This window comes from Belliella baltica DSM 15883, assembly GCF_000265405.1.
Classification (GTDB): Bacteria; Bacteroidota; Bacteroidia; order Cytophagales; family Cyclobacteriaceae; genus Belliella; species Belliella baltica.
Genome location: NC_018010.1, coordinates 538,682 through 564,300, shown reverse-complemented (window position 1 = coordinate 564,300; position 25,619 = coordinate 538,682). Strand labels below are relative to the sequence as shown.

Sequence of the window (25,619 nt, the reverse complement as noted above, 5' to 3'; positions counted from 1 at the left end):
AGCTGGATGAGTCTTCCCAGATGCCCAAACACCACAACATCCGTGGCAACAGATACTTCAGTTAACAAACACCAATTCCAATGATACAAGAAACAATTGAAAAAATGAGAAAATGAAGCTTTACGGCATGTCACGAAGCTTCAGTCATGCCACAGAATCCGGCTCTCTGTCATCCCTTACACCGGATGAACTGATTAGTCTGCTCGTGGAAAACGAATGGGATGACCGTCAAAACCGCAGGATGGATCGAAGCCTTCGTGGTGCACGTTTCCGATACAAAGCCACTGTCGAGGAACTGGATTTTCGTCCCGGGCGTGAACTGGACAAAAATCAACTATTGAGACTCGCAGACGGAGCATACATCCACAAAGGAGAAAACATTCTGATGACAGGAAGTACAGGCACAGGTAAGAGTTATCTTGCCTGTGCCTTGGGCAATCAGGCTTGTAGCAAGGGACACAAAGTCCTTTATGCGAATACGACTAAGTTGCTTACCCAACTGAAAATGGCTAAGGCTGATGGATCTTCTATCAAAGAGATGCTCAAACTCGAAAAACTTGATGTGTTGATACTCGATGACTTTGGGATACAACCCCTGGATGTTCAGAGCAGAATGTTGCTGATGGAGATTATAGAGGACCGACATGGTAAAAAGTCCACCATCATCACTTCGCAGTTACCGGTCAGTGCATGGTATGAAATAATCGGAGATCAAACTCTTGCAGATGCTATTTTGGACAGAATTGTGCACGATGCTCACCGGATAGAACTAAAGGGAGAATCCCTGAGAAGAAAACGTAATATTAATCCCGAAAAACAATAACTTTAACGCGATGTAAGTCCACTATTCCTGACCAAAAAAACTACTTAACTCCGGGGGGTCACTTTGCAGCGCTGATAGGGGGTCACTTTGACCGCTATATGCATCTCTCCAAGTTACCCACAGACAAATATAGTGTGGAATTGGCATCTCTTAACTGGGATCCGAAATTCTTCACTCAGATGTTCAAAGGAATCTGGGATGGAAATGCTGAGGAAGTAAAATTGAAAACTGGCAAGAAATTCTATTGGGCAAAGCCAATCTAGAAAATTTCATTTTTAATAAATCAAATCAATAGCTGTTGGTTTCTACCTCTTCAATATGATTTAGATTCTCAAATACGGCGATGATGTAAGTTTTTACTGTATCTCCTCGGTATATGGTGTAGAACTTTTCTTCGAGCATTTTCCGATCAAAACCCATTTCTACAGCATTTTGAATTTCTTTTTTCTTCTACCTAGATTGATATTGAATGTTTGTGGATTGTCTTGAACATAGAATGCCATCTCAGAAGAAAGATGATAGCTGTCGCTGAAGATAAAAGAGTCTTGAAGCAGCAAGCTGTCTTTTAGAAAGTCAATCCGCTCTCCCATTTCTCTATATCCAGCTAACCGATTCATTGGATCTTTCGATGGTTTGAGGACATTTTTGAACCCGATAGCATCAAAAGGAGCCGGGAAGAAGAGTATTAATAAAAGTGAACCTGTCAATATCCCGGCAATCAATGTGTATTTTCTCCATTTTATAGAGGCGTCATCTAAAAATTGAGCTAGAACAATAGGCAAGGTAAGCATCCCAAATGCCGGCCAATTGACATATACATTTTTGAATATAGCCATTAGAAAAAAGAGCGTCCATACAACTAAGGGTGGAAGAATTAGGAAAAGTGTTCTTGAATCTGTTCTGAGTTTGGCTTTTTTGAAACTCATCCACAGGATAGGAATAAAAAATGGAGAGAGAAAACCAAGTTGACCACCAAGGTACTCACCTATATATTTTAGTGATTGAATTAAAGTGAGACTTTTCTTTTCCCCTTCTACACCGCCTAAAGTGCCTACGTGTTTGAATGTGACAAAATCATTTTGAAAGTTCCAGATAAGAATTGGAAGGAGAGAAAGGCAAGAGACTAAGACATAAAGCCAAGGACCTTTGGTGAAGAATCTTTTTTTGTCAGTTAAAAGAAGGTAAAGTCCTAAAATCGGCAATGTCAAGACCATGATATTTTTAGAAAGAATTCCAAAAACTGTCGCAATCCCTGCAAGAATCCACCACTTCAATCGATCTGATTCTAAAGCTTTCCAGATCAAATACAAACTCAATATCCAGAAAAAATAGAGTGAAGAGTCTGTAGTGTGAAATATCGATCCAAGATGAAAAAAGGGCATGACAGTAAGCATCATGGCTGACCAAAAAGCAATATTTGTTTTTTTGTAGATCGTAAGAGTAAGTTCAAATACCACCCAAGCTGTCAAAAAGCTGAACAGCACAGCATTGAATTTGATGGCGAAATCCGTGTCCCCAAAGATGGTTGTGCTGATAAAGTTATACACAGCAATCATTAGGGGTTTGGAATAATAATTCCAATCTAAATGCTTAGACCAGAGCCAATATTGAGCCTCTTCTGTGAAAATACTGTGGTTAGAAAAGCTAAAGTAAACCAGTTTTAAAACAGCTATCAGGGAAAGGATTATGAGTGTAAGGTTTCTATCAAAAGTAAAGTTCTTCATCTGGGCATATTTACATTGCAAATATGCTAAAAAAAGAAGAGGCTGTCTCATAAGTCTCTTTTTAAAAAAAATGAAAGGCTACCAAATTTCTCGGGTAGCCTTTTTCTTGTTTAACTCAAAATTGTTATTTTGAGGTGTGCAAAAACAAGACTCAAATATAGTCTTTAAAGACTATGATCACAACCAGTTGATGCTCCTTCCCCACAATTTGGGTGACCTTCTTCCATCAGAGCATCCCGTCCGTGTAGTCAGCACGGTCGTAGACAAGATAAACATCCAGCCGATCTTTTCGCAGTACAGCAATATGGGAGCGAGCAGTTACCATCCCCGTATGCTGTTGAAGGTACTAATATACGGTTATCTGGAAAACTGCTATTCCTCCCGTAAGCTTGAGAAAGCTGTCCGTGAAAATATCGGTTTCATGTGGCTCTCGGGCATGCAGCGACCCGACCATAATACCATCAACCGTTTCCGGGGGGAAAAGCTCCGTGAAGTGATCCGGGAGATTTTTTCACAGGTAGTGCTCATGCTTTACGACGAAGGGCTTCTGGACATAAAAGACGTTTATACAGACGGGACTAAAATAGAGGCCAACGCCAACAGGTACACCTTTGTCTGGGGAAAGGCTGTCAAGAAGAGCAGGGAGAGGATTGCAAAGCAGCTTCAGGAGCTCTGGGATTACGCTGCCGAAACGGCAAAGGAAGAACTCGGACAGCCCGAAGAGAAGTTTGAGAATCCCAGTCCCCAAAAAGTACTTGAAACCGTTGAGAAGATCAACACGGCACTACAGGGCAAAGAAGTTGATCCCAAAGTGAGACAGAAGCTCAGGTATGCAGAGAAAAACTGGCCAGGAAAGCTTGCCGAATATGAACAGAAGGAGGAGACCTTACAGGAACGCAACAGCTATTCAAAAACTGATGAAGATGCCACTTTTATGCGGATGAAGGAAGATCACATGAAAAACGGGCAGCTTAAACCCGGCTATAACCTTCAGCTCAGTACCCACGGACACTTTGTGGTCAACTATACCCTGCACCAAAAACCCAACGATACCACCACACTTATCCCACATATGAATGCCTATCGGCAGATGTACGGAGCTTACCCCGAAACACTGACTGCCGATGCGGGGTACGGAAGCGAGGAAAATTATGCCGCCCTCGAGCAGAACGGTACATCAGCTTATGTAAAGTATAATTACTTCCATAAAGAACTCAGAGAAGAAAACAGGAAAAACAGGGAATACAGACTACTTGAAAACCTGTATTACGACAGCCAAAAGGACAGGTATATCTGCCCGATGGGACAGCCAATGGAAAGGAACGGTACCAGAACCAGGACAACAGCGACAGGATACAAACAAGAATACGCAAGATATACGGCATCAAAATGTGTGGGATGTCCTTTGGCTGCTTCCTGCAGGCCGGGAAAGGGAAACAAAACCATTGAAGTCAACAGGGCATTGGAACGGTATAAATCAGAAGCAAAACAAAAGCTGACCTCTCCCGAGGGAATCCAAAAAAGAAAGCAGCGGGCCACAGACGTCGAACCTGTATTCGGACACCTTAAGCAAAACAAGGGGATGAAGAGGTATGTGCTCAGGGGACTGGAAAAGGTGGAAATTGAAACAGGTCTTCATGCAATCGCCCACAACCTTTCCAGAAAGGCAGCAAAAGCAGCATAATTATCATTTTCGGGAAGATTTAAATCAAAAATATAAGAGAAACATCACCAAATCAGATAGAGTAATAAACCATGCTTTTTGACCAGAGTTCAAAAAATAAGAAGCCGATTTGTTGAAAATCGGCCTCTATTGCTAAATTAGGCTGTTTTTAAAATTTAAATTTATTCAAATTTACTTTTGAGACAGCCTCTTTGTCAGAATTTTATGGGTTTTATTGATTTGCTAAGACCACTTTTTCTTTGAATTTTTTGATTTGTCTTCTTAGTCCTTCTATGGCTTCATCTGCTGCGCCTTCGAATGAGTCACTTTGATTTTTGGCAAAGAGTTGTTTTCCTGGCACATTCAGTTTGATTTCCACTATTTTATTTGCGTTTTTTTCGTTTTTGTCGAGTCTCATAAAAACTTCTCCGTCAATAATGCGATCGTAGAAGGTATCAAGCTTGTCTGCTTTTCTTTGAATAAAGTCTGTCAGCTTGCGATCGGCATCGAAGTGAATAGAATGCATTTGAAGTTTCATAACGGTATTTGTTTAAAGTTAAACTTATATTACGCTTTTGGATGTGCTTGATCAAACACAGCCTTAAGTTTTTCCATTGAGTTATGCGTATAAACTTGCGTAGCTGCCAAATTAGCATGGCCAAGCAAGTCTTTGACTGCATTTAAGTCTGCCCCTTTATTTAGCAAATGAGTGGCAAAGGTATGTCTGAGTAAATGAGGACTCCGCTTAGAAGTCTGCGCAAAAAGATCTAAATAGTGTCTTACGATGCGGTATATCTTCATAGGATAGGCGGGTTCTTTTGTATTTGTAACGATAAAATAGTCACTCTCGTCTAGAAAATGAAATGTTTCTTCAAATATTTTTTTATACGAAATTAAATTTTTTTTGAGCCCATTTGTGATGGGTATTATTCTTTCTTTTTTCCTTTTTCCAAGTACTTTCACATGGTCTTCAATTAGATTAATATCCCTCCATCTCAAGCTTAGTAATTCTGAAAGTCGAACTCCCGTCAGGTATAAGAATTCCATGACCATCCTATCTCTTTGACCATCAAAATCTGGTGTATAAATATCTTGATCCATGATTTTTTCAATGGATTCTTCTTGAACGAATTCAGGTAGCCTTTTAGGGGTTTTGAGTATTCGAAGCTTGTAAGTTGGATCTTTAGAAATCTCTCCTGAGCGCAATAAAAATTTATAAAAAGACCTCAGTGTGGCTATTTTTCTATTGACAGTGCTGGGACTTAACTCTTGCTCCACTAAATCAACAATCCAAGCTCGCAATTCAGCATGCCCAACAAAACTGATATCTTTAGCATCAAATGATTGAGCACAAAACTCTTCAAACTGTTCTAAATCTTTTTGGTAAGCAAGCACAGTGTGTTGACTTGCTCGCTTTTCATATGTTAAGAAATTGATAAAAGATGCAATCATGTAATGGCTTTCGTGCACATCAATTTAATTATTTTAAATGGAATATGGTAAAGATGTAGCAGAAATAGAATTGAAATATTTTAAAATTAAATAGTGAAGCAAGATATAAGAAACTCATGGTCTTCTTCTATGTTCTTTTCTTCTCACTTGTGTTGAGGAATGATCAAATAAAAAATATTAAGCCAAAAAAAGCGCATCCACTTTCGGTAGATGCGCCAATTGAGTGTATCTCAAAAAGATAGCAAACAATAAATAATATTATTTTGCTTCTTCAGTTTGTAACATTTGTTTGTAAGCAGCTTTAATTCTCTGCTCTCTGTTTTTAACAGAAGGTTTTACAAAATGCTGTCTTGCTCTAAGTTCTCTTACAGCACCAGTTTTATCGAACTTCTTTTTAAAACGCTTAAGCGCTTTCTCGATAGATTCGTTTTCTTTTACGTTGACTATGATCATATGTTTACACCTCCTTTCAGGGTTGCAAAGGTAGGGAATATTATTTGGTTAAAAAATAATTGTTCATTAATGTTTATACTCTTTACCAAAAAAGAAAAAGCTCGATGTACATCGAGCTTTTTCTCAAAAGTTTTGATCTATCAGTAAGTATTACGATATCACTTTTTCAGCAAGTAGTACGATATTGTTGTCTTTTACTTCTACAACACCACCATCTACGATCATGCTTTGCTTGCCTTCTTTGGTTGTAAAGGAAACTGCTCCTTTAGCCAAAGCAGAAACCAATGGGGCGTGATTTTTCAAAACCTGAAAAGCACCATTTGCTCCTGGAAAGCTTGCTTCAGAGACTTCTCCCTGAAATACTTTTTTATCTGGTGTTACTATCTCTAGTTGCATTTTTGTTTTAGTTATTGAGTGAATAGTTATTGGTTTATTAGTAAGGTAGTTCGCAAAGACTGATAACTAATAACTGATTTCTTTCACTTATTTTACTTCAGCAAGCATTTTTTCACCTTTTGCGATAGCATCATCAATGCTGCCTACCAAGTTGAACGCTGCTTCCGGTAAGTGATCTAATTCACCATCCATGATCATATTGAAGCCTTTGATGGTATCTTTGATATCTACCAAAACTCCTTTTAGACCTGTAAATTGCTCTGCTACGTGGAATGGCTGAGACAAGAATCTCTGTACCCTTCTAGCTCTATGCACGACCAATTTATCTTCTTCAGAAAGTTCTTCCATACCCAAGATGGCGATGATATCCTGAAGTTCTTTATATCTCTGTAAAATCTCTTTAACTCTTTGAGTACATCCGTAGTGCTCCTCTCCAAGAATTTCTGGAGAAAGGATTCTAGAAGTTGAATCCAAAGGATCCACAGCAGGATAGATACCCAATTCTGCAATCTTTCTAGAAAGTACAGTGGTAGCATCCAAGTGAGCGAAGGTAGTCGCTGGGGCTGGATCGGTCAAATCATCTGCAGGAACATATACTGCTTGTACTGAGGTGATAGAGCCATTTTTAGTAGAAGTAATTCTCTCTTGCATGGTACCCATTTCAGTTGCCAATGTTGGTTGATAACCCACGGCAGATGGCATACGCCCAAGAAGTGCAGATACTTCAGAACCAGCTTGTGTAAATCTAAAGATGTTGTCAATAAAGAATAGGATATCTTTACCTGCTCCATCGCCTTCGCCATCTCTATAGTATTCAGCCAAAGTCAATCCTGTCAAGGCTACTCTAGCACGAGCCCCAGGAGGTTCGTTCATTTGGCCGAAGACGAAAGTTGCTTTAGATTCTTCTAATTTTTTCAAATCTACTTTTGAAAGATCCCATCCACCTTCTGTTTCTAAGGAGTGTACGAAATCATCTCCATATGTAACAATGCCAGACTCGATCATTTCTCTCAAAAGGTCATTTCCTTCACGAGTTCTTTCACCTACACCAGCGAATACTGAAAGACCTGAATATGCTTTTGCGATGTTGTTGATCAATTCTTGGATCAATACAGTTTTACCTACACCAGCACCACCAAAAAGACCAATCTTACCACCTTTTGCATAAGGCTCAATCAAGTCAATCACTTTGATACCCGTATAAAGTACCTCTGTAGCAGTTGAAAGATCTTCAAACTTAGGAGCTGATCTGTGAATCGGGAGTCTCTTGCCAGCAGGTAGCTGTGGAAGACCATCGATAGCCTCTCCAACTACGTTGAAAAGACGACCTTTGATACCTTCACCCGTCGGTACAGAGATAGGAGCACCTAAGTCGGTTGCTACCATGCCTCTTACCATACCTTCTGAAGAATCCATCGCAATAGTTCTTACTCTGTCTTCACCCAAGTGCTGCTGAACTTCCAAGATCACTTTTTGACCGTTTTCTTTGGTTATTTCAAGTGCATCAAGGATATTAGGTAATTTACCTCCTTCAAAAGAGATATCCACTACTGGACCAATTACCTGCGTTATTTTACCAAGATTTGCCATTTTTATGTATTGATGTAAAAAGGGAATGACGCTTTATTAATTCGAGTGCAAAATTAATTATAAAAGCTTAATACCAAAGGATGTTTGGAAATTAAATCGTGTATTGTTGGGCTTTTTATTGGAACTTCTTATTTCTAGAAGTTTAATTACCATTTGTTTTGAGAATTATTGCTCAGAATACTCTTCTCCCAAATAAATATGCTTTTGACCAATAGCTGTTGTTCAGATTGTCTTCTGTGACTCCTAATGATGTAGATGAGTGGATAAACCAAATTTGCCCTCTTGAATTAGCTGTTACAATTCCCGCATGTGTCACTTGCCTTTTTTTTCTTCCAGTAGCAAAAAATACAACATCTCCTTTTTCTAGATTTCTCTCAGCTATTTTTTTGCCGATTTTGCTTTGTTGCTCTGATGTTCGCGGCATCGTAACCCCCACACTTGAAAATGCATGAAAAATCAAAGCGCTACAATCAATCCCCGAACGTGTTGTACCTCCATACCGGTAGGGAGTTCCTCGATATGACTTGGCTGTTTCTACTACTTGATTGATGTTTTGTCTTCTGATTTTCTTTGTAGAAGAGCAGGAGGATAAGTGAAAAAGTGAAAAAATCGAAATAAAGAGGAATAGACTTCTAATCTTGTAAAATTTTCTTGGTTTTATCTTCATTTTCACTAGAAACTAATTAAATTCAAGTATACGTACCAATATTAATGTTTCAAAGTTTTAATGAATAAGAAAATCCACAGCTATGAATTTGAAATCTGGTTTTTTTGTACTCCTCCTCTTAATTTTTGTTGCATGTAGTGGCCGCGACGAGAATATACAAAAATCAAGAAATAATTTTATCGTTCCTGAGGAAAAAGTCTTCCAAGCTACAAGCCTTCTAGGAGACTCTTTGTTCACAATTGTAGATTCGGTATCGCAAAAGGATCAACTCGTCAAATTACAAGATGCTGAAGATGCATATTCAGATAATTCTACACTAGAGAATTTGATCTGGATTGGTAGGAGAGAAGCATATCTGAGTAGGTATGATTTGGCAATCAGAACATTTACCAAAGCTATTTCTGAGCATCCTGATGCCTATGAACCATATCGTCATCGAGGACACCGATATATTTCAATTAGAAAATTTGATAAGGCCATTGAAGATTTCAATACTGCATCCCAACTTATGGAGGGAGTAGAAATTCAGATTGAAGAAGATGGTATGCCCAATAAATTGAATATTCCCTTATCCAATATTCAGTTTAATGTTTGGTACCATTTGGGGCTTGCGCACTACCTCAAAGCCGATTGGGAAAATGCTCTAAAAGCGTATCAAGAGTGTTTGAAAGTATCTAATAACGACGACCTGATTGTGGCAACATTAGATTGGTATTACATGACGCTCCAAAAACTTGGTCGTGATTCAGAGGCTCGGGAATTGCTCAAATCGATCAAGGTAAATATGGAAATCATAGAAAATGATGCCTATTTCAAAAGGTTGTTGTTGTACAAAGGGAAATTGACTCCTGAAGCCCTGCTTTCAGTTGAAATGACAAGTGATGAACAAAAACTACAATATGTCACGCAAGGTTATGGTTTGGGTAATTATTACCTTTCTCAAGGTGATACTTCTCAAGCCAAATCTATATTTCAAAATGTGATAAAAACTGGATATTGGTCTGCATTTGGGTATATTGCATCAGAAATGGAATTAGCAAAATTATTGAATGAGTAGAGAAGATTTCAAAAAGCTTACCTTACAAAGCAAAATTCAAAAACTGTATCTGGATGGAACCTTCGTCGTGGCCATTAGGTATTACACACATAAGGTCAATTTATACCTTTTGGGAAATGACTATGTGGAGGTTTTCTATAATCATAAACAAGATAGAATTGATAAGATTGATTTTTTGAATCGAGAGCATACCAGAATGAAATTCTATCTTGATCAAATCCATATCAATGTGGAATGCTAATATCAATCAGTCTTTCTAGACTAATTTCAAAAGACTTTCATGTAGCTTAAGTACCTGAGGAATCAAAAGTTTATTGTCCGTATTTTTTATAATAAAATCACTATTGGAAGTTTTTTCTTCATCAGGCATTTGCTGATCAATGATTGCATGGATTTGCTCCTCCGACCGATGAGGATCTCGCATCAGGACTCTATTGATTCGGACTTTGATAGGAGAGGTGACCGTTATTATTTTGTCAAGCTCTTTGTAAGAACCTGTTTCAAAAAGTAAAGCAGCTTCTTTGAGAACATAAGGTGCGTTTTGTGAACTTGACCATGCTTCAAAATCTTTTTTTACTGCCGGATGAACAAGATTATTGATGATCTTAGTTTTTTCAGGAGAGCCAAAGACTTCAGTGGATAAGAATTTCCTATTTAGTTTTCCATTTTCAAAAAAAGATTCCTCACCAAAAGCTGCTTTGATTCCTGCAATGAGATTTTCATTGTTTTCCATCAGCCACTTTGCTCTATCATCTGCATAATAAATGGGTATTCCAAGAATCGAAAAAATCCTAGCTACTGTGGACTTTCCAGAGCCAATTCCCCCAGTAATGCCTATTAAAATCGGCTTATTTTTCGTCATATTTTAACCTAAATACAGAGGGTTCTACTCTGATATTTTCTAAAATTGTCGGCCTCGGTCTGACAAGCACTTCGATTGTGCTGTCTTGTTTATTTCTATTGGCATAATTTAATACTGCCTCGAAATCTATGCTTTTTAGCTCTTCGACTTTTCTTTCATCAATTAAATAATACATCATAATATTATTTGGCTCTTGAAGCAAAGAGACATTTTCTGGAAAATTAGTTTTGCTAATCTTTAACCTCTTATTTCCTTCTAAAAATTGTACGACATCAAATTTTACCAAAACGCTTTCCTCCTCTATTGTCAAGAAGTCTGTCAGTTCCTCAGGGATCGTAATAGGAATGATTTTGTTGAAATTTGAATTGATCTTATTCTCTGATAAAGCAACTTTTATTTTTCCATCTAGTTTTTCTAGCGCTGATGTCGGCCCCTTGATATCGATGATTTCTGGATCAATCACAAAGCCATTGGCAAGCCTAAAGTTATTTGCTAGTGTATTTTGAGTAGTGTCTATTTCGACTTTTATTTTTCTTGTGACAATTTTGTCGATTTTGAATTTGATCGTATCAGAAACCATAGAAACCAAAGTAGTTGGACTGATATTCTCTGCCAAGCTTCTTCTAATTTCTGAAGTCAAAATGTAATTCTTAGTAGCAGGATTGTTTATCTCAATCAGAAAAGGACTGTCATTGAAATTGAAATATTTCCTTAACAAATCCCAGCCATTGCCATTGATTTCGATTTTGATTTTTGCGGGTAACTCCTGCACTGCCATAAATTCTTCCTTGTCATAAATGATCTCAATAGGATAATCTACAACAGTATTATAATTGTCCTTATTCAGGGCATTCAAAAACCAGAAAGTGGCAGCCGCTAGAAAACATAGGGCTACCACTTTCATATTTGCAACCTTTCTAGGGTTGTCTGTAGAAAAGAATTTTTTTAGTTTCGTCAAGGGACAAATTATTTTGTTCCGTTTGCTCTTTTGGTAAAGTCCAACGAGATAGCGGACTTTTCAACTTTGATTTTTAATCCTTTGTCGAGTTCAAGTGTAATTGTATCTCCTTCGATAGCATAGATTTTTCCATGTATTCCACCGATTGTCACCACGTTGTCACCTTTTTTAACTTCTTCAAGGAAATTTTTAGATTCTTTTTGTTTTTTCTGTTGTGGCCTGATCATGAAGAAATACATGATCAATATGATCGAACCAAATAAGAATACCTGACCCATGATGCCTCCACCAGCACCTTCTGCTTGCAATAAAATAAAATTGTTCATAATTACTTTTTAACAGGGCCAAATTGACCTGCGGCGCTTGCTGTTGATTTTGGTGTTACATTTCCTTTTAGTCTCAATCTATTGACATTTGGACTCGTATTAGCTTGAATACTTACTGTTGGCGCTTGTGTACCTGGCTTACCAGTAGAGTTAAATGCAACTTTTACAAATCCTGTTTCACCTGGCTTAACTGGCGTTTTAGTATAATCAGGAGTAGTACAACCACAAGAGGCAGTTACATTTGAAATTACTAAAGGTGCTTGGCCTTCATTGACAAAATTAAAGACATGTTCCACTATTTTTCCTTCGGCAATAGTACCAAAATCATACTCCACTTCTTCAAAGCTGAATACTCCTAAAGTAGAAGGATCTATTGCAGTACTAGTTTGTACATTTGCAGGAACTGCCGTTGCATTTTCCATTTGGGCGATTTTTTGCTCTAAAGCAGCAATCTTTTCTGATTGGTCATTATTGCTACAGCTGGAAACTGTCATCGTTCCGACTAGTAATAACGCTGATAAATTTAAGTATTTCATAATGAATTAATTAGCTTCTTGATTTATTTGTTCAATAAGTTTATTTACATCGCTGAGAAGATTTTCAGCTTTATTTTTTGCTTCTGAGATAACTTTATTTCCTTCTGTTTTTGCTTCGTTCAAAGGCATATTTTTACCTTCTTTAAGGTCTTGGATAAGCTCCTCTAGCTCTTCTCTATACCGTGACAATTGATAGGATAATTTGTCCCTTGTGTTTTTTCCTGAATCAGGGGCAAACAGAACCCCCAAAGCTGCGCCTATTCCGGCTCCAGCTAAAAATGCGATCCATCCACTACTGCTTTTGCTCATATTTTTATTATTTATTATCTAAAAGACCTCTTCCACTTTTCTTAATTTCACCATTTTCTATCATTTCTTTTGATAAAACATCCAAAAGCCCATTTACGAACTGTTTGCTTTTTGGTGTACTATAAGTTTTAGAAATATCTATATACTCGTTGATTGTTACTTTTACTGGAATACTTGGAAAATTTTTCATTTCAGTGATTGCCATAGACATGATAATCTTATCTGTAAATGCAATTCTTTCAATATCCCAGTTTTGGGTTTTTTTAGCAATTAATTCTTTGTTCAAATCTTCATTTTCGATGCTCAAGTTAAAGATATTTTGGAAGAATTCCTTATCATCTTCCCAGTTCATGGCAATTTCAGGAAGTAATTCCACTCCTTCTTCTAGCTGTTCATACACGTTTCTGATCACCTTGCTCGCTAGACTTCGTACGATAGATTTGTTTTCAGTCCAATTCATGTCTTTTTCAGAAAAGAAGTTGAGGATTGTATCATTCTTGAAAATGATTTTCTTCAAGATCGATTCCAAAATTTTATAATCATCTTCTCTGCTTGGCTGACTTATTTTGATGTACTCTTGGTAAGGTTCAGAAGGCTTTATATAGTCTCTAAACCATTCTTTGATTTCTAACTCTAAATCATCCAACTTAGCATCATAGCGAATTATTGCTGTTTCGAATTCTGCAAGACTCTTTAACTTATTTAAAATAACATTCTTGGCTAGGTTAAGTTCACTGCTGCTTCCAGTGATTTGATCAGAAGAGATTTTCTTTTTTCTTTCCGCCTCTTTTTCTACATGCTCACCAAAGGCAACCAAAAGTAGCATTGAATTCAAGTAAAGTTGTGGAATCATCTCAGCAGAACTGATCATGTTTTTCAGTAAAAATTCATAATCCTTTTCATTTGACCTATGGTAAACATTGATCGCCTTAATCGCCTCGGATTTGATCTTGGTGCTGACCTCTTCTTGAGATACAAGAGATTTGTTTTTCAGGTTTTTGGAAAAAAGTGAGACAGCAATTTCAGCATCTTTTTTAAGCTGAGGCTTGTCTTGAACTTCCATGCTGTTCAAATCAGGAAGAAAGGCCTCTTTTATTTGATCTTTTGCAAGATTGAAATTTGAGGCTTTACATTGCTCGTAAGCATAGAGATTTTGAAAAGCCTTAACTCGGAGTATTCTTCTGTTTAACATACCTGATTTTAAAGAACGTAAATATAAATATTTTCGACGAAGGTTTTGAAATGGATTCGTCAAATGCCATTATTTGATACTAAATCACCTGAATTACTTAGATTGACTAAATAATCCAGGTGATAAATTTTATTTATAAGATCAATACGGGAGTTTTACTCTTCCCATAGCTTCGATTCTGTTCCAAGCCATTTCAATAGCTGCTTGCTGAGATGGAATATTCTCTACTGCTGATTTGTCTAAGATAGAAGTAGTGATATCATATATTTTCTCAGCATGCTTGTAAGTAGATTCTCTGTTGTACCCACCCATAAATTCTGCGCAAACATTGATCAATCCACCTGAATTGATAAGAAAATCTGGTGCATAGATGATACCTTTTTCTAGAAGTATCTTTCCGTGCTTTTCTTCATCTTTCAGCTGATTGTTTGCACCGCCAGCAATCACACTACATTTTAATCTATCGATGGTGTCATCATTGATTGTAGCACCAAGGGCACATGGAGAATAAATATCCATATCAAAATCATAAACCGTATTAGGGTCTATGGCCGTAGCTCCTGTAGCTTTTGCTACTTCAATTACTTTGTCTTCGTAAATGTCAGTTATAAATACTTCTGCATTTTCTTTGGTAAGATGAGAGACTAGGTATTTTCCAACTTGGCCAATTCCTTGTACAAGAATTCGCTTACCTTCTAAAGAATCTGATCCAAATGCTCTTTTTGCAGCTGATTTCATCCCTAAGTAAGTTCCATATGCGGTAACTGGAGATGGATCTCCTCCGCCCCCTCTTACTTCTGGAAGACCTGTCACGTATTTTGTTTCCATAGCGATATACTCCATATCGCTTGTTTTCATATTGACATCTTCAGCTGTGATGTACCTACCTCCTAAACTATCCACGAATCTACCGAACCTTCTTAGAAATGCTTCGCTTTTCAATTTCGGATCTCCAATAATGACCGCTTTTCCACCACCCAAATTCAAGCCTGAAATGGCTGCTTTAAATGTCATTCCTCTTGAAAGCCTCAAAACATCTGTTATGGCCTCTTCTTCTGAAGTGTAATTCCACATTCTTGTTCCTCCCAATGCTGGGCCAAGGACGGTGTTGTGAATACCAATTATTGCCTTCAGTCCTGTTGGTTCATCATAACAGATGACCAATTGCTCATGGCCTAGGGAAGTGATCTGTCCATAGATGGATCCTTCTCTTATTTTTTCACCAGTATTAATATCTAGCATTTGAACTTGGAATTTTTAATTGTGTTATATTTGGGATTGTTGTGAAGTAAATTCATCGATGCAAAATTATATATTTTTCTCGGGCTTTACCAATGCAATTAATAGAGTTAAATAAAACTAATCAAGAGATTTAAAAGTTTTTATTTTGTGAAACCACTTTGGCGCTTAAATAAGTATTTGTTAAAATACAAGGGTTACCTCCTATTAGGAATCTTATTTACTATCATTTCAAATATTTTTGTAATAATTCCTGCCCAATTGGTAAGAATTGCAATAGATTATGTCGTAGAAAGTTTTACTTTTTATCAAGTATTTAGTGAGGGTGAATTGAGTGTTGAAGCAAGGTCTGCCTTTCTCAAATTCATTTTTATCTTTGGTGTCTTGATTCTTGTAATGGCCTTGCTCAGAGGTTTTTTCCTTTTCCTTATCCGACAGACCATCATCATCATGTCTAGATTGGTCGAATTCGATATGAAAAACGAAATTTTTGATCATTATCAAAAACTTCCACTAAGTTTTTATCGCCGAAATAGTACGGGAGATTTGATGGCAAGAATTACTGAGGATGTCAGTAGGGTTCGCATGTATTTAGGCCCTGCTATCATGTATGGCCTCAATCTGGTTGTCTTGTTTCCACTCGTCATTGGGTACATGTTGAGTGTCAATGTAGAATTAACCATTTATTCATTACTGCCACTTCCAGTCTTGTCTATCAGTATATATTTTGTCAATAATCTAATCAACGAACGCTCCGAGAAAATCCAAAGAAGCTTGTCTGGTCTGAGTACTTTTGTTCAAGAGGCATTCTCTGGAATTCGTGTTTTGAAAGCTTTTGTAAGAGAAGATGATAGTGCCAATGACTTTAGAAAAGCAAGTGAAGATTATAAGGACAAGTCTATTAGGTTGACTTTGGTACAATCTCTTTTTTACCCTTTGATTTTGGCTTTGATTGGGATCAGTACCATCCTGACTGTATATATGGGCGGAATGCAAGTTATTGATGGTACCATTGGTTATGGTGTGATTGCAGAATTTATTCTTTATGTCAATATGCTAACATGGCCTGTGACTTCTTTGGGCTGGGTGACGAGTATAATACAAAGAGCAGCAGCTTCGCAGCAAAGAATCAATGAATTCCTAGATGAAAAAAATGACATCATCAGCACAGAGAATCTTGATGTTCTGATCAAAGGTGACATACGAGTGAAAAATGTATCTTTTGTTTATCCTGATTCTGGAATCAAAGCCTTACAAGATGTTTCTTTTAGTATCAATTCTGGTGAATCCTTAGCAATTATTGGGACCACTGGGTCTGGGAAATCAACAATTGCGAATTTGCTCATGCGCATGTATGATGTTTCTTCCGGTCAAATCGATATAGACGGTCGAAATATTCAAGTCTATGATACAGCATCTCTGAGAAAACAGATAGGATTTGTTCCTCAGGATGTCTTCCTTTTTAGTGATTCAATCGCTAACAATATTGGCTTTGGCTTAGATGAATTTAAGGCAGAGCAGATCGAAAAAGCTGCAAAAGATGCCGATGTTTATGAAAATATCATTGATTTCCCTAAAGGCTTCGAAACCAAGTTAGGGGAACGGGGTATTACACTTTCTGGGGGGCAAAAGCAAAGGGTTTCTATAGCTCGGGCTATTGCTAAAGAGCCAAGCATTTTACTTTTGGATGATTGTCTATCAGCTGTAGATACTAAAACAGAAAATGCAATTCTCAACTCCTTGAAAAAAATCATGGTTAATAGAACTTCTATCATCATATCTCATAGAGTATCCTCAGCGAAATTGGCAGACAAAATTATTGTTTTAGATGATGGGAAACTGGTGGAGCAAGGAACACATGATTATCTTATGGATAAAAAGGGTGTTTATGCTGAGCTTTATGAAAAGCAAACACAAAATAATGAGGCTATAGAAGAATAAATTATTCTCTATTCTTGGCGAAAAAATCGAAACCGATTTTCTTTGGATTACCCATGCTTGAGGTATGTTCTAATTTTTGATGATAGCTGATTAACATGATATCATTAAAATTCGGAGCAAGCAAATCATTGTTTAAAGCAGAAAGAAGAAGGTTTTCGATAAGTTTCTTGTTTTTTTCTTTAGTGATAGGATTTTCTTTTAACTCGGGAAATTCAAATACAATTTTCCTATCCCCCTCCAAGAAAAAATGATTTTCTCTGTTGATTAGGATTCTAGTAATCAAATAACCCGGATCATCCAGTCTTCCATAAGTCAGGGTGTCTGCTAAAAAGTTGTAAACTAAGATTTGACCAAAATACCTTAAGGTAACATCATCTTTGAGATACTTTGATTTACTGATATAAGCATCATCTGATAACCTCACAATATTACTCTGAAGAATAAAAACCAAAACATCCCCACCAACTCTAAAAAGAAACTCGTAATCATTGATTTTTTCTATTTTTACAGGGATCGGAACTTCGTGAGATTCTTTTTGAAGTGCTACTGCCACTTCTCTACATGTTTTTTCTAATTCTGTGAAAAATGAAGATACCTGCTCAAATAACTTTTGCTTGAGAAGACTTGTCGTTTCTATTTTGTTAATAATTTCAGATAACATTCGTAAATTGAGTTTAATTCTAAATCAAATATCATGACAGCTAAAAAGAATAGTTTCGACGAGGTAGAAAATCTCCTTCAAGATATCGGTACTAAAATAGAACAATTAATTGAAAAAGCTGCGGATTTAAGCGGAGAGGCAAAAGATGAGATTGAGAAAAAAATCAAAGAACTAAAAGATAAAGAAACCACACTTCAGGCCGAATTTAAAAAAGGAAAGGCAAGGGCAGAAAAGTTTTATCAAGAAAAGAAAACGGAAGTGGAACCAAATCTAAAGAAGTCCCAAAAGCATTTTAAAAATGCATTCAAACAGTTAGGGGATGCTTTTAGCGTGCTTTTTAGTGGGAAAAAATAAATTGTTTATCCTATCTTTAAATTGATTGGTTTCGGATAGAAGAAGCCTTCTGAATGCCAGATTGAAGTTTTTCAAGTGCATGAAGTGCGCCCTCAGACTTTTCTTTGTCTATTTCTAATTCTAAATCGCAATTCGGACACGTGACTCCGTTTGATGTGAGCAGCGTCTGTATACTTATAGGAATTCGTGTACTACACTCTGGACATTTTAGACCAGGGTTTTTAGAAATCGATATTGAAGGAGTAGCATTATTTTCTACCTTAACTGGTTTTTTAGCAGTAAATAGTGATTGAAACCAATTATTGATTTTCTTTAAATAATTTGGCATGACTTATTTTTGGTTTGCTTCAAGAATATTTAAAAGTTGAATGACTCCAATAGTTGGTTCGGATTGTGCTAGCTTGATTTTCACATTCATATTAGCTTCTGTATTCGAAGTGGTTTGTGGTTTTCCGGCTTGAGGTTTTTTTCCGAAAATTGCTTTTAAAGGTGTTGCTTTTGCTAGCTGTGATTTCTTTAAATTAGAAGAAGAGTCCTTTGTATCTGGTTGTGATAAGACTAAGTCAAATTCAATTTCCGCTTCAGCTATTTTCAGCATTGGGATCGGAACGATGGTCAATAGCGGGACCTCAATTGAGGTGACTACCTCTTCATTTCCGCCAATATTTCTAGAATAATTGAAAGTAATATTTCTAACATTGCCATATTCCAGATCAGATGCATCCGAAGGTTTGGTAAAGCCTACTTCTTTAATGAAATCAGCTGTTGCTCTTGCAGCAATAGCTTCAGCTTGAACAATTGCAGCCATTGGGGCGCCTAGTAAATCTGAAATAAATCTTGGAGATATCATCGGTTAAAGAAAGTTTAGAAGTTTGAAGGTGAATCGCTTTCATTGATCATTGCAAAATCTTTGGCGCTGAGGTTGAATTTCAAAGTCAGGACGCTTTCTGGCTTAGCTTTAGAAATCTTTTCGGCATCCACAGCGATTTTTAATGTTGTGATTTTACTTTGGTCTAGGATGTTTTGAATTCCATTTTGAAAGTCCAATGATTTTTTACTCAAGAGATTTTTACTGACATTGAATAGTGTTTCATCTACTTTTTCTTGGACTGCATTACTTGTGTTTCTTGCTTCTTGTGGTGAGATTTTTTTACCAAGAACCCAAGAATTAGCGATCGGAGCATTTTTGACTGCTACAGCTTTTTTAGCAATAGAACTATCGAATAGCGCTTTGGGATTGAATCTGCTATTGGGGTCAGCTTTTGCAAGTATTTCCAACTGTTTATTACCAGAGACCAGTTTGGCAGTGTTGACCGTACCGGATGATTTGCTCTCACTTATCTTCAGCTGATTTTTTGAAATTTGTTCAATCAATCCTTTGGCTTCTGTGATGGCTTCTCTTTCATTGGTGAATTCATTTTTAAGTTTGAATTCAGTTTGTCCTTTTTCGTCCAAAGAAATCAAACTGTAAGTTCCTTTCAAGGTAGGAATTGAGGCAAATGAACCTACAATATTGGCTCTTGGAACCACTTCTTTAATTTCTGTTTGGATTGATTGAAAGCTTTTTGAAATCGTGTTTTGAACATTGGGAGTACTCAAATTGATACTTTTCAAACTTCCAGTTAGCATTTCAGCAATATTTGATTCCCAGTTTTGATCTGGATAGCCTTCTAGCTCTTGATAGAGTTCGTTGGATTTTGCTTCATTGGAGATGGCCTTTCTCAGCTCTTGTGCTGTACTGACAGAAAAGTTTTGGATAAAGTCATTCAGCCTCTGCTGAGACTGATTGGTGTTTTCTACCTTTTCTTCTACATTTTCGATCACATATTTCAGTTCAACCTCCAAATTGTCGATACCCACTCGCGGAATGGGAAAATATTGCAGAATTTCGTCTGAGATATATCTGTTTGCAATTTCTCTTGAAGTCATATCTGCCCGTGCCTTGGCTGTGTTGATATCGCTAAAAATCGAAGATAAAATTCTATCTAGTTGACTCATTATATCATGAATTAAAAGTGAGAAATGTTAAGGAGTAGTCACTGGCTTTTCTAAAATCGCATTTTCCATGATGTGTAGAATTTTAGCAAGGCCAGCAGGCATTTCATCTTGCACAGCTTTCAAATTTATATCAATAGTGTATTGTGTTGAGTTATTTGTTTTAGAGTTGCTTGTTTCGCTTTTGTTATGGCGAGTAGAAACCTTGGCATTTAACCCAAACTTGACAGGAGATAAAAAGCTTCCCGCCTTGAAATCAATAGAAGTATCAGTTGCTACACTGCTATTGTTTGCAGAGCCTCTGGAGTATTCTTGCTGTTCGGTGATGTTCGCAGTGAATTGAATAGTCATTTCTTCAATTCTGATATAGGGAATGGGGACAATGGTCAGAATTGGTACAGTTAGGTTAACTTCTTCTTCTCCGTCTCCATTAGTTCCGCCTTCCCCTGCTACAGATTTTCTTCTGTACTTGAAGGTTACATTTCTGACTTCACCCATATCACCATTTGCATCTGATGCTTCTCCAGCCGAAGGTGTACTGTCTTCTCTAGTAAATCCAACTTCCTTGATGAAATTGACTGTGGCCTGTGCGGCTAAAGATTGCGCCTGAATGGCTGCTGTCATTGGCCCACCAATGACTCTTCCGAATGGTAATGACCTTAAGGTTCTGTTTGCATAACTCATAATAGTATTGTTTAAAGATTAAATAAAAATTAAAATAATAAAAACCATTATTATAAACACTTTAATATTAGAAAGTTGTGAAAAAATAAATGAAAAGGAAAAAATAATTGTCAAAAAAATATTTGAATACTATCATTTTACTTGCTTTAAGATGGGTGCTTGAGATTGATACAAATTCACTTTACTTAGATGTAAAAAGTATTAAAAATGGCTCAGTTCGCTCTTATTAAAATCTAAGGTGACTTTAAGAGTCAGGATAGATTGTTAGTTTTCGATTTAAACTTCTTTAAATAAAGAGGTGATATTTTTTTAAAATTTTAATAAGTCATCACTTTCTGAGCTGATTTGGGAATTTTAATTTTTCCAATCTTTTATTCCCTTATCTTTGCGCCATGAATTACCTATCAGTAGAAAACCTTAGCAAGTCTTTTGGCGAGCGCAAACTTTTTCAAAACATTTCTTTTGGCTTAGATCAAGGTCAAAAGGTGGCCTTAGTGGGAATCAATGGAGCAGGAAAATCCACTTTGATGAAAATCATCATGGGATTAGAAGTCCCAGATTCAGGCCAAGTAGCTATCAATCAAAACGTCAAAGTGGCATACGTTCATCAAAATCCTGTTTTTTCTGGTGAGTTGAGCATTTATCAAACGATTTTTGACGGCAGTAGCAATGCCACTCTCAAAGTGATTGAAGATTACCATAAAGCCATGTTGGATTCTGAAAATGGGAAAGATAATTCTGACCTTTTGCAGACTATTTTTGAAAAAATGGATCAGCTAGAGGCTTGGGATTTTGAGTATCAGGTAAAGGAAGTTTTGGGGAAATTAGGTTTGCATGATACAGATATTTCGGTAGGGAATCTAAGTGGGGGCCAAAGAAAACGTGTTGCTCTGGCAAAAGCAATTTTAGAAAAACCAGACTTACTCTTACTTGATGAACCCACCAACCACCTCGATTTAGAAACAATAGAATGGCTTGAGGAATATCTCTCAAAAGCCAATCTTGCACTTTTTATGGTTACTCACGATAGGTATTTCCTAGAGAAAGTGACCAACCAAATCCTTGAGTTGGACAATGGGAGTATCCATCGCTACATGGGAAATTATGGTTATTTCTTAGAAAAAAAGGCTGAGCGCAGAGAAATCGAAGCCACTGAATTGGATAAAGCGAAAAGCTTGTATAAAAAAGAGTTGGACTGGATCAGAAGGCAGCCAAAAGCGAGAAGCACCAAAGCAAAATATAGAGTCGATGCTTTCGAAGAAACAAAGGAGAAAGCATTTAATAAAAGAGAAGAAAGAGAAATAGAACTTTCTGTAACTTCTCAAAGACTTGGAAATAAAATCATTGAAATCGAGAAACTCAACAAATCTTTTGATGACAAAAAAATTGTTGAAGATTTTAGTTATACCTTCAAGAAAGGGGATAAAATAGGAATTGTGGGCCCAAATGGAGCAGGAAAAACCACTTTCTTAAATATGATTACTGGTGCGCTTGAGCCTGATAGCGGAAAGGTTGCAATAGGTCAAACAACTGCTTTTGGATATTACAGACAAGAAGAAGATTCATTTGATGAGGAAAAAAGACTACTCGACATCGTCAAAGAAGTCGCAGAAGTGGTGACTGTCGCTGGGGGAGCAACCATTACGGTTGCGCAGTTTTTGAATAAATTTGGTTTTCCGCCCAAGCAACAGCATACACCAATCGCCAAACTCAGTGGAGGAGAAAGAAGAAGGTTACAACTCTTGATGATTTTGATCAAAAGTCCAAATTTCCTGATTCTCGATGAACCTACCAATGATTTGGATATTGTGACATTGAATACTTTGGAAGAATTTTTGGATAATTTTCCAGGTTGCTTGATCATTGTATCTCACGATAGGTATTTTATGGACAGATTGGTGGAGCACCTTTTTGTTTTTGAAGGAGAAGGTCAGATCAAAGATTTCCCTGGAAACTATACTGATTTTAGAGAGTGGGAAAAAGAGGAAAAACTAATCCAAAAGGAAGATAAGCCAGTCAAAGAAGATAAAAAAGAACAAGCTACGAGCCCAACAAATGATTCAGAGCCAAAAGCTACTTTTAAGGAAAAAAAGGAGTTTGAGGAATTGACGAGAAAAATTGAAGCTTTGAATTCAGAAAAAGCCAAAGTGGTAGAATTGATCAGCGCCGGGACCGAAGACCATCAAAAACTCGTGGATTGGTCCAATAAAATCCAAGAAATTGATTCAGAAGTAGAGTCTTTAGAGTTGAGATGGCTAGAATTGAGTGAGTTGGACGGGATTGAGTAGGAGAGGTATTGTTCACTTGTAGATGTTTTTGTGTGAATTCCAGTTCGAGATTTCTCCTTTTAGTCAAAATGTGAGGTAAATTCGAAATGACTTGTATGTCACCTCGACCCTAGGGTTGGTATCAATCTATGAAATATAAGTTATTGTAAAAAAGGCTCTGAAATTCAACATTTCAGAGCCTCGTTTTTTTAGATCATTTCTCCCGAAAACAGCGCACTTTTGAAGATTTTGATGGCAATGGATAAAAGAATAATCCCAAAGATCCTTCTCAATACATCCAAACCTGTCTTTCCAAGTTTCCGCTCCAGCCAAGTTGTACTTTTCAATACTACATAAACGATGATCAGGTTAATGATAATCCCTATCCCGATGTTGATTTGAGCAAACTCAGCTTTCAATGTCAAGATGGTAGTCAAGGTTCCTGCACCTGCGATCAAAGGGAATGCGATTGGTACAATCGATGCCCCGCCACTTGCTTCAGGATCAGGTTTAAAAAGCTCAATTCCCAAAATCATCTCCGCTCCCAAAGCAAAAATGATCAAAGCTCCAGCTATCGCAAAATCTTCGACTCCAATTCCAAAAAGGTTAAGGATAGATTTTCCTAGGAAAAGAAATAAAATCATCAAAACCCCAGCAGCCAATGTCGCTTTTTCAGATTCTATATGTCCGACTTTTTTCCTCAAGTTGATCACAATGGGGATGGACCCCAGTATATCAATGACTGAAAAGAGGATCAAAGTCACAGATAAGATCTCCTTTAAATCAAAAGTTCCCATTTAATATTGTTTTAGAAAGTTGATCAATTTATCAAACTCAGCATCCGTTATAGCCGGGAAATTCGCAATCCTAAAACTAGTTGTTTTCAAAGGACCATATCCACCTCCCATTTGCATACCTTCTCTTTCAGCTGCTTTTTTGACTGAAGTGATGAATTCTTCCGAACCTGAAATGGCCAAAACAGTAGAGCTCCGACTTGCTTCATTTTCTATCAAGAGCTTTAATTTGCTCGTCATGGCGACTGTATATTCCAGTTTTTGCATGCGCTCCTTGATCTGCTCGTCTACATGTTGGATTTCTGGCATGTCTCTCAAGACTCTATTCAATAAATAGATTCCTAAGACATTTGGTGTATAATGCGTTTGATAAATTTCTGCATTTTCTAGCATAAAGTTCAAACTATTATAGTGTCCCCGCTCTCCTTTGTCTCTGATCTTTTCTATCGCTTTTGGAGAAAGGAGTAAGACTCCAAGTCCCGCAGGCAAACCAAAACATTTCTGAACGGAAGCATACCATATATCTGCTAAGCTAAAATCCAACTCAATACCACCCATAGAAGAGGTTGTGTCTACAGCAATCATCTTCTCGGGAAACTTATCCGCTATTGCAGCTATCGTTTCATTCTTTACCTGAGTGGCATTAGAAGTCTCGTTTTGCGTTATGGCAATCACATCAAACTCGTTCCCAATCTGGAGATTTTCCACATCAATGGTTTCATTTGCATCGATTTTCAAAGCTTCAGTTTTGGCATTAATATGCTTGGCATATTCAAACCATTTCTTACCAAAAGAACCTGAGAAAATATGAAAACCAGCTTCCTGCACGATAGATTGGGTGATAATCTCCCAGTTTTCCGTAGCGGAGGAAGTGAAAAGCAACTTGTATCCCTCAGGAACATGCAGTTTTTCCTGCATCAATGTTTCTGTTTCTTTATATAGATTCATGAAAGCCGAACTTCTATGGCTTGCACTTAGTATTCCTGACTCATATGCTTCTTGGAGATATTTGGGCAAGGCGTCATAAACCTTAGATGGCCCAGGAGAAAATGTAATCATAGGTTTGTAGAGGTTCTGAGAAAATATTGCAATCCAAGTTCATACCCCATAAGACCTAAGCCAGAAATCATCCCAACACATTCTTTACTGATGATACTCTTGTGTCTGAATTCTTCTCTTTTGTAGATATTTGAAATATGAACTTCCAAAACTGGAGTGCTCACCCCAGCTATAGCGTCTGAAATAGCAACTGAAGTATGTGTATAACCACCTGCATTCAGTAGAATAGCGTCACATTCAAAACCCACTTCGTGGATTTTGTTGATAATTTCGCCTTCCACATTGCTTTGAAAATAGCTCAGATCGATTTCTGCAAACTTGTTTTTCAAAATAGAAAAATAATCCTCAAAAGATTGATTTCCATATATTTCAGGCTCTCTTTTTCCGAGAAGGTTAAGATTAGGCCCATTGATAATGATGATTTTCAAAATGCGATTTGATTAGTGGTTATCTATAAAGAACAAAGTTATTTGATTAATAAGAGATAACACAAAAAATATTGAATAAACAGTTAATTCATTCAAATTAAAAAAACATCCACATCATTTCAAGGCGTAAAAAAAACCAAGCATTTCTGCTTGGCTTCATAGTAGCGGGAACAGGACTTATTCAAAGAA

31 protein-coding genes are annotated in these 25,619 nt (G+C 37.1%); 8 read left to right on the top strand and 23 right to left on the bottom strand.

The genetic code is table 11. The annotated features are described in order from the left end of the window. The first annotated feature begins 112 nt into the window (after nt 1–112). Entirely contained in the window at nt 113–823 is a 711-nt protein-coding gene (gene istB / locus BELBA_RS02645) for an IS21-like element helper ATPase IstB (RefSeq protein WP_014771211.1), read from the top strand. 98 nt (nt 824–921) lie between these two features. Next, nucleotides 922–1,086 carry a hypothetical protein gene (locus BELBA_RS19560; RefSeq protein ID WP_157466046.1) on the top strand — a complete coding sequence of 55 codons (165 nt, stop codon included), beginning with the start codon at nt 922–924 and terminating at the stop codon, nt 1,084–1,086. A gap of 25 nt (nt 1,087–1,111) precedes the next feature. Here BELBA_RS19560 and BELBA_RS20310 read toward each other — a convergent pair whose 3' ends face one another. Continuing rightward, entirely contained in the window at nt 1,112–1,243 is a 132-nt protein-coding gene (locus BELBA_RS20310; protein ID WP_014771210.1) for a hypothetical protein, read from the bottom strand. Between the two features lie 2 nt (nt 1,244–1,245). Continuing rightward, nucleotides 1,246–2,598, bottom strand: a complete 1,353-nt coding sequence (locus BELBA_RS02640; RefSeq protein ID WP_014771209.1) for an ArnT family glycosyltransferase — start codon at nt 2,596–2,598, stop codon at nt 1,246–1,248. 85 nt (nt 2,599–2,683) lie between these two features. Here BELBA_RS02640 and BELBA_RS02635 point away from each other — a divergent pair, with 85 nt between their 5' ends. Next, nucleotides 2,684–4,231, top strand: a complete 1,548-nt coding sequence (locus BELBA_RS02635; RefSeq protein WP_014771208.1) for an IS1182 family transposase — start codon at nt 2,684–2,686, stop codon at nt 4,229–4,231. Between the two features lie 211 nt (nt 4,232–4,442). On the opposite strand, the gene hpf is transcribed toward BELBA_RS02635, so the two are convergent. The 6 genes from hpf to BELBA_RS02605 form a co-directional block, all read right to left on the bottom strand. Beyond that, nucleotides 4,443–4,748, bottom strand: a complete 306-nt coding sequence (gene hpf / locus BELBA_RS02630; RefSeq protein ID WP_014771207.1) for a ribosome hibernation-promoting factor, HPF/YfiA family — start codon at nt 4,746–4,748, stop codon at nt 4,443–4,445. 29 nt (nt 4,749–4,777) lie between these two features. Further along, complete coding sequence (locus BELBA_RS02625) at nt 4,778–5,662, bottom strand: tyrosine-type recombinase/integrase (protein WP_041779196.1); 885 nt, start codon at nt 5,660–5,662, stop codon at nt 4,778–4,780. A 258-nt stretch (nt 5,663–5,920) separates the two neighbouring features. Further along, nucleotides 5,921–6,115 carry a 30S ribosomal protein S21 gene (gene rpsU, locus BELBA_RS02620; RefSeq protein WP_014771205.1) on the bottom strand — a complete coding sequence of 65 codons (195 nt, stop codon included), beginning with the start codon at nt 6,113–6,115 and terminating at the stop codon, nt 5,921–5,923. A gap of 150 nt (nt 6,116–6,265) precedes the next feature. Then, a complete protein-coding gene (gene atpC / locus BELBA_RS02615; protein WP_014771204.1) occupies nt 6,266–6,511 on the bottom strand; it encodes an ATP synthase F1 subunit epsilon in 246 nt (81 codons plus the stop codon). Nucleotides 6,512–6,598: 87 nt separating this feature from the next. Further along, a complete protein-coding gene (gene atpD / locus BELBA_RS02610; protein WP_014771203.1) occupies nt 6,599–8,101 on the bottom strand; it encodes a F0F1 ATP synthase subunit beta in 1,503 nt (500 codons plus the stop codon). A gap of 172 nt (nt 8,102–8,273) precedes the next feature. Next, a complete protein-coding gene (locus BELBA_RS02605) occupies nt 8,274–8,768 on the bottom strand; it encodes a C40 family peptidase (protein WP_014771202.1) in 495 nt (164 codons plus the stop codon). 82 nt (nt 8,769–8,850) lie between these two features. Between BELBA_RS02605 and BELBA_RS02600 the strand changes: the two genes are divergently transcribed. Further along, nucleotides 8,851–9,825, top strand: coding sequence for a tetratricopeptide repeat protein (locus BELBA_RS02600; protein ID WP_014771201.1), 975 nt, complete (start codon nt 8,851–8,853; stop codon nt 9,823–9,825). Further along, nucleotides 9,818–10,066 (top strand): hypothetical protein, encoded by a 249-nt coding sequence (locus tag BELBA_RS02595; RefSeq protein ID WP_014771200.1) that lies wholly within the window; start codon nt 9,818–9,820, stop codon nt 10,064–10,066. The genes BELBA_RS02600 and BELBA_RS02595 overlap by 8 nt, the downstream gene beginning before the upstream one ends. A gap of 15 nt (nt 10,067–10,081) precedes the next feature. On the opposite strand, the gene coaE is transcribed toward BELBA_RS02595, so the two are convergent. The 7 genes from coaE to BELBA_RS02560 form a co-directional block, all read right to left on the bottom strand. Continuing rightward, the gene (gene coaE, locus BELBA_RS02590) at nt 10,082–10,687 is read right to left on the bottom strand and encodes a dephospho-CoA kinase (RefSeq protein WP_014771199.1); all 606 of its coding nucleotides are present in this window, start codon (nt 10,685–10,687) and stop codon (nt 10,082–10,084) included. Further along, the gene (locus BELBA_RS02585) at nt 10,674–11,645 is read right to left on the bottom strand and encodes a YbbR-like domain-containing protein (protein ID WP_014771198.1); all 972 of its coding nucleotides are present in this window, start codon (nt 11,643–11,645) and stop codon (nt 10,674–10,676) included. Before BELBA_RS02585 ends, coaE begins: the two co-directional genes overlap by 14 nt. An 8-nt stretch (nt 11,646–11,653) precedes the next feature. Then, entirely contained in the window at nt 11,654–11,971 is a 318-nt protein-coding gene (gene yajC, locus BELBA_RS02580) for a preprotein translocase subunit YajC (protein ID WP_014771197.1), read from the bottom strand. Between the two features lie 2 nt (nt 11,972–11,973). Beyond that, nucleotides 11,974–12,507 carry a DUF1573 domain-containing protein gene (locus BELBA_RS02575; protein WP_014771196.1) on the bottom strand — a complete coding sequence of 178 codons (534 nt, stop codon included), beginning with the start codon at nt 12,505–12,507 and terminating at the stop codon, nt 11,974–11,976. 6 nt (nt 12,508–12,513) lie between these two features. Next, nucleotides 12,514–12,816 carry a YtxH domain-containing protein gene (locus tag BELBA_RS02570; RefSeq protein ID WP_014771195.1) on the bottom strand — a complete coding sequence of 101 codons (303 nt, stop codon included), beginning with the start codon at nt 12,814–12,816 and terminating at the stop codon, nt 12,514–12,516. A gap of 7 nt (nt 12,817–12,823) precedes the next feature. Continuing rightward, nucleotides 12,824–14,008, bottom strand: coding sequence for a transcription antitermination factor NusB (nusB, locus tag BELBA_RS02565; protein WP_014771194.1), 1,185 nt, complete (start codon nt 14,006–14,008; stop codon nt 12,824–12,826). 141 nt (nt 14,009–14,149) lie between these two features. Next, a complete protein-coding gene (locus BELBA_RS02560; RefSeq protein ID WP_014771193.1) occupies nt 14,150–15,250 on the bottom strand; it encodes a Glu/Leu/Phe/Val family dehydrogenase in 1,101 nt (366 codons plus the stop codon). 147 nt (nt 15,251–15,397) lie between these two features. Between BELBA_RS02560 and BELBA_RS02555 the strand changes: the two genes are divergently transcribed. After that, nucleotides 15,398–17,188, top strand: a complete 1,791-nt coding sequence (locus BELBA_RS02555) for an ABC transporter ATP-binding protein (protein ID WP_014771192.1) — start codon at nt 15,398–15,400, stop codon at nt 17,186–17,188. Nucleotide 17,189: 1 nt separating this feature from the next. On the opposite strand, the gene BELBA_RS02550 is transcribed toward BELBA_RS02555, so the two are convergent. Beyond that, a complete protein-coding gene (locus tag BELBA_RS02550; protein ID WP_014771191.1) occupies nt 17,190–17,849 on the bottom strand; it encodes a hypothetical protein in 660 nt (219 codons plus the stop codon). A 33-nt stretch (nt 17,850–17,882) separates the two neighbouring features. On the opposite strand from BELBA_RS02550, the gene BELBA_RS02545 reads away from it, so the two are divergent. Next, nucleotides 17,883–18,203, top strand: a complete 321-nt coding sequence (locus tag BELBA_RS02545; RefSeq protein ID WP_014771190.1) for a hypothetical protein — start codon at nt 17,883–17,885, stop codon at nt 18,201–18,203. 16 nt (nt 18,204–18,219) lie between these two features. Here BELBA_RS02545 and BELBA_RS02540 read toward each other — a convergent pair whose 3' ends face one another. Genes BELBA_RS02540 through BELBA_RS02525 form a run of 4 tightly spaced genes read right to left on the bottom strand, consistent with a single transcriptional unit; the run spans nt 18,220 to nt 20,882 of the window. Further along, on the bottom strand, nt 18,220–18,531 hold the full coding sequence (locus BELBA_RS02540; protein ID WP_014771189.1) for a hypothetical protein: 312 nt from the start codon (nt 18,529–18,531) through the stop codon (nt 18,220–18,222). A 3-nt stretch (nt 18,532–18,534) separates the two neighbouring features. Continuing rightward, complete coding sequence (locus BELBA_RS02535; protein ID WP_014771188.1) at nt 18,535–19,053, bottom strand: DUF2589 domain-containing protein; 519 nt, start codon at nt 19,051–19,053, stop codon at nt 18,535–18,537. 14 nt (nt 19,054–19,067) lie between these two features. Continuing rightward, nucleotides 19,068–20,201, bottom strand: a complete 1,134-nt coding sequence (locus BELBA_RS02530; protein WP_014771187.1) for a hypothetical protein — start codon at nt 20,199–20,201, stop codon at nt 19,068–19,070. A 27-nt stretch (nt 20,202–20,228) separates the two neighbouring features. Continuing rightward, nucleotides 20,229–20,882 (bottom strand): DUF2589 domain-containing protein, encoded by a 654-nt coding sequence (locus tag BELBA_RS02525; RefSeq protein ID WP_014771186.1) that lies wholly within the window; start codon nt 20,880–20,882, stop codon nt 20,229–20,231. A 392-nt stretch (nt 20,883–21,274) separates the two neighbouring features. On the opposite strand from BELBA_RS02525, the gene BELBA_RS02520 reads away from it, so the two are divergent. Beyond that, nucleotides 21,275–23,170, top strand: coding sequence for an ABC-F family ATP-binding cassette domain-containing protein (locus BELBA_RS02520; RefSeq protein ID WP_014771185.1), 1,896 nt, complete (start codon nt 21,275–21,277; stop codon nt 23,168–23,170). A gap of 188 nt (nt 23,171–23,358) precedes the next feature. Here the strand turns inward: BELBA_RS02520 and BELBA_RS02515 are convergent, their stop codons facing one another. From BELBA_RS02515 to aroQ, 3 genes are read right to left on the bottom strand one after another with little or no spacing between them, the layout of a single operon-like run. After that, the gene (locus tag BELBA_RS02515; protein WP_014771184.1) at nt 23,359–23,946 is read right to left on the bottom strand and encodes a MarC family protein; all 588 of its coding nucleotides are present in this window, start codon (nt 23,944–23,946) and stop codon (nt 23,359–23,361) included. Beyond that, nucleotides 23,947–25,002, bottom strand: a complete 1,056-nt coding sequence (locus BELBA_RS02510; RefSeq protein WP_014771183.1) for an aminotransferase class V-fold PLP-dependent enzyme — start codon at nt 25,000–25,002, stop codon at nt 23,947–23,949. Further along, on the bottom strand, nt 24,999–25,430 hold the full coding sequence (gene aroQ, locus BELBA_RS02505) for a type II 3-dehydroquinate dehydratase (protein WP_014771182.1): 432 nt from the start codon (nt 25,428–25,430) through the stop codon (nt 24,999–25,001). The genes BELBA_RS02510 and aroQ overlap by 4 nt, the downstream gene beginning before the upstream one ends. Nucleotides 25,431–25,619 lie beyond the last annotated feature (189 nt).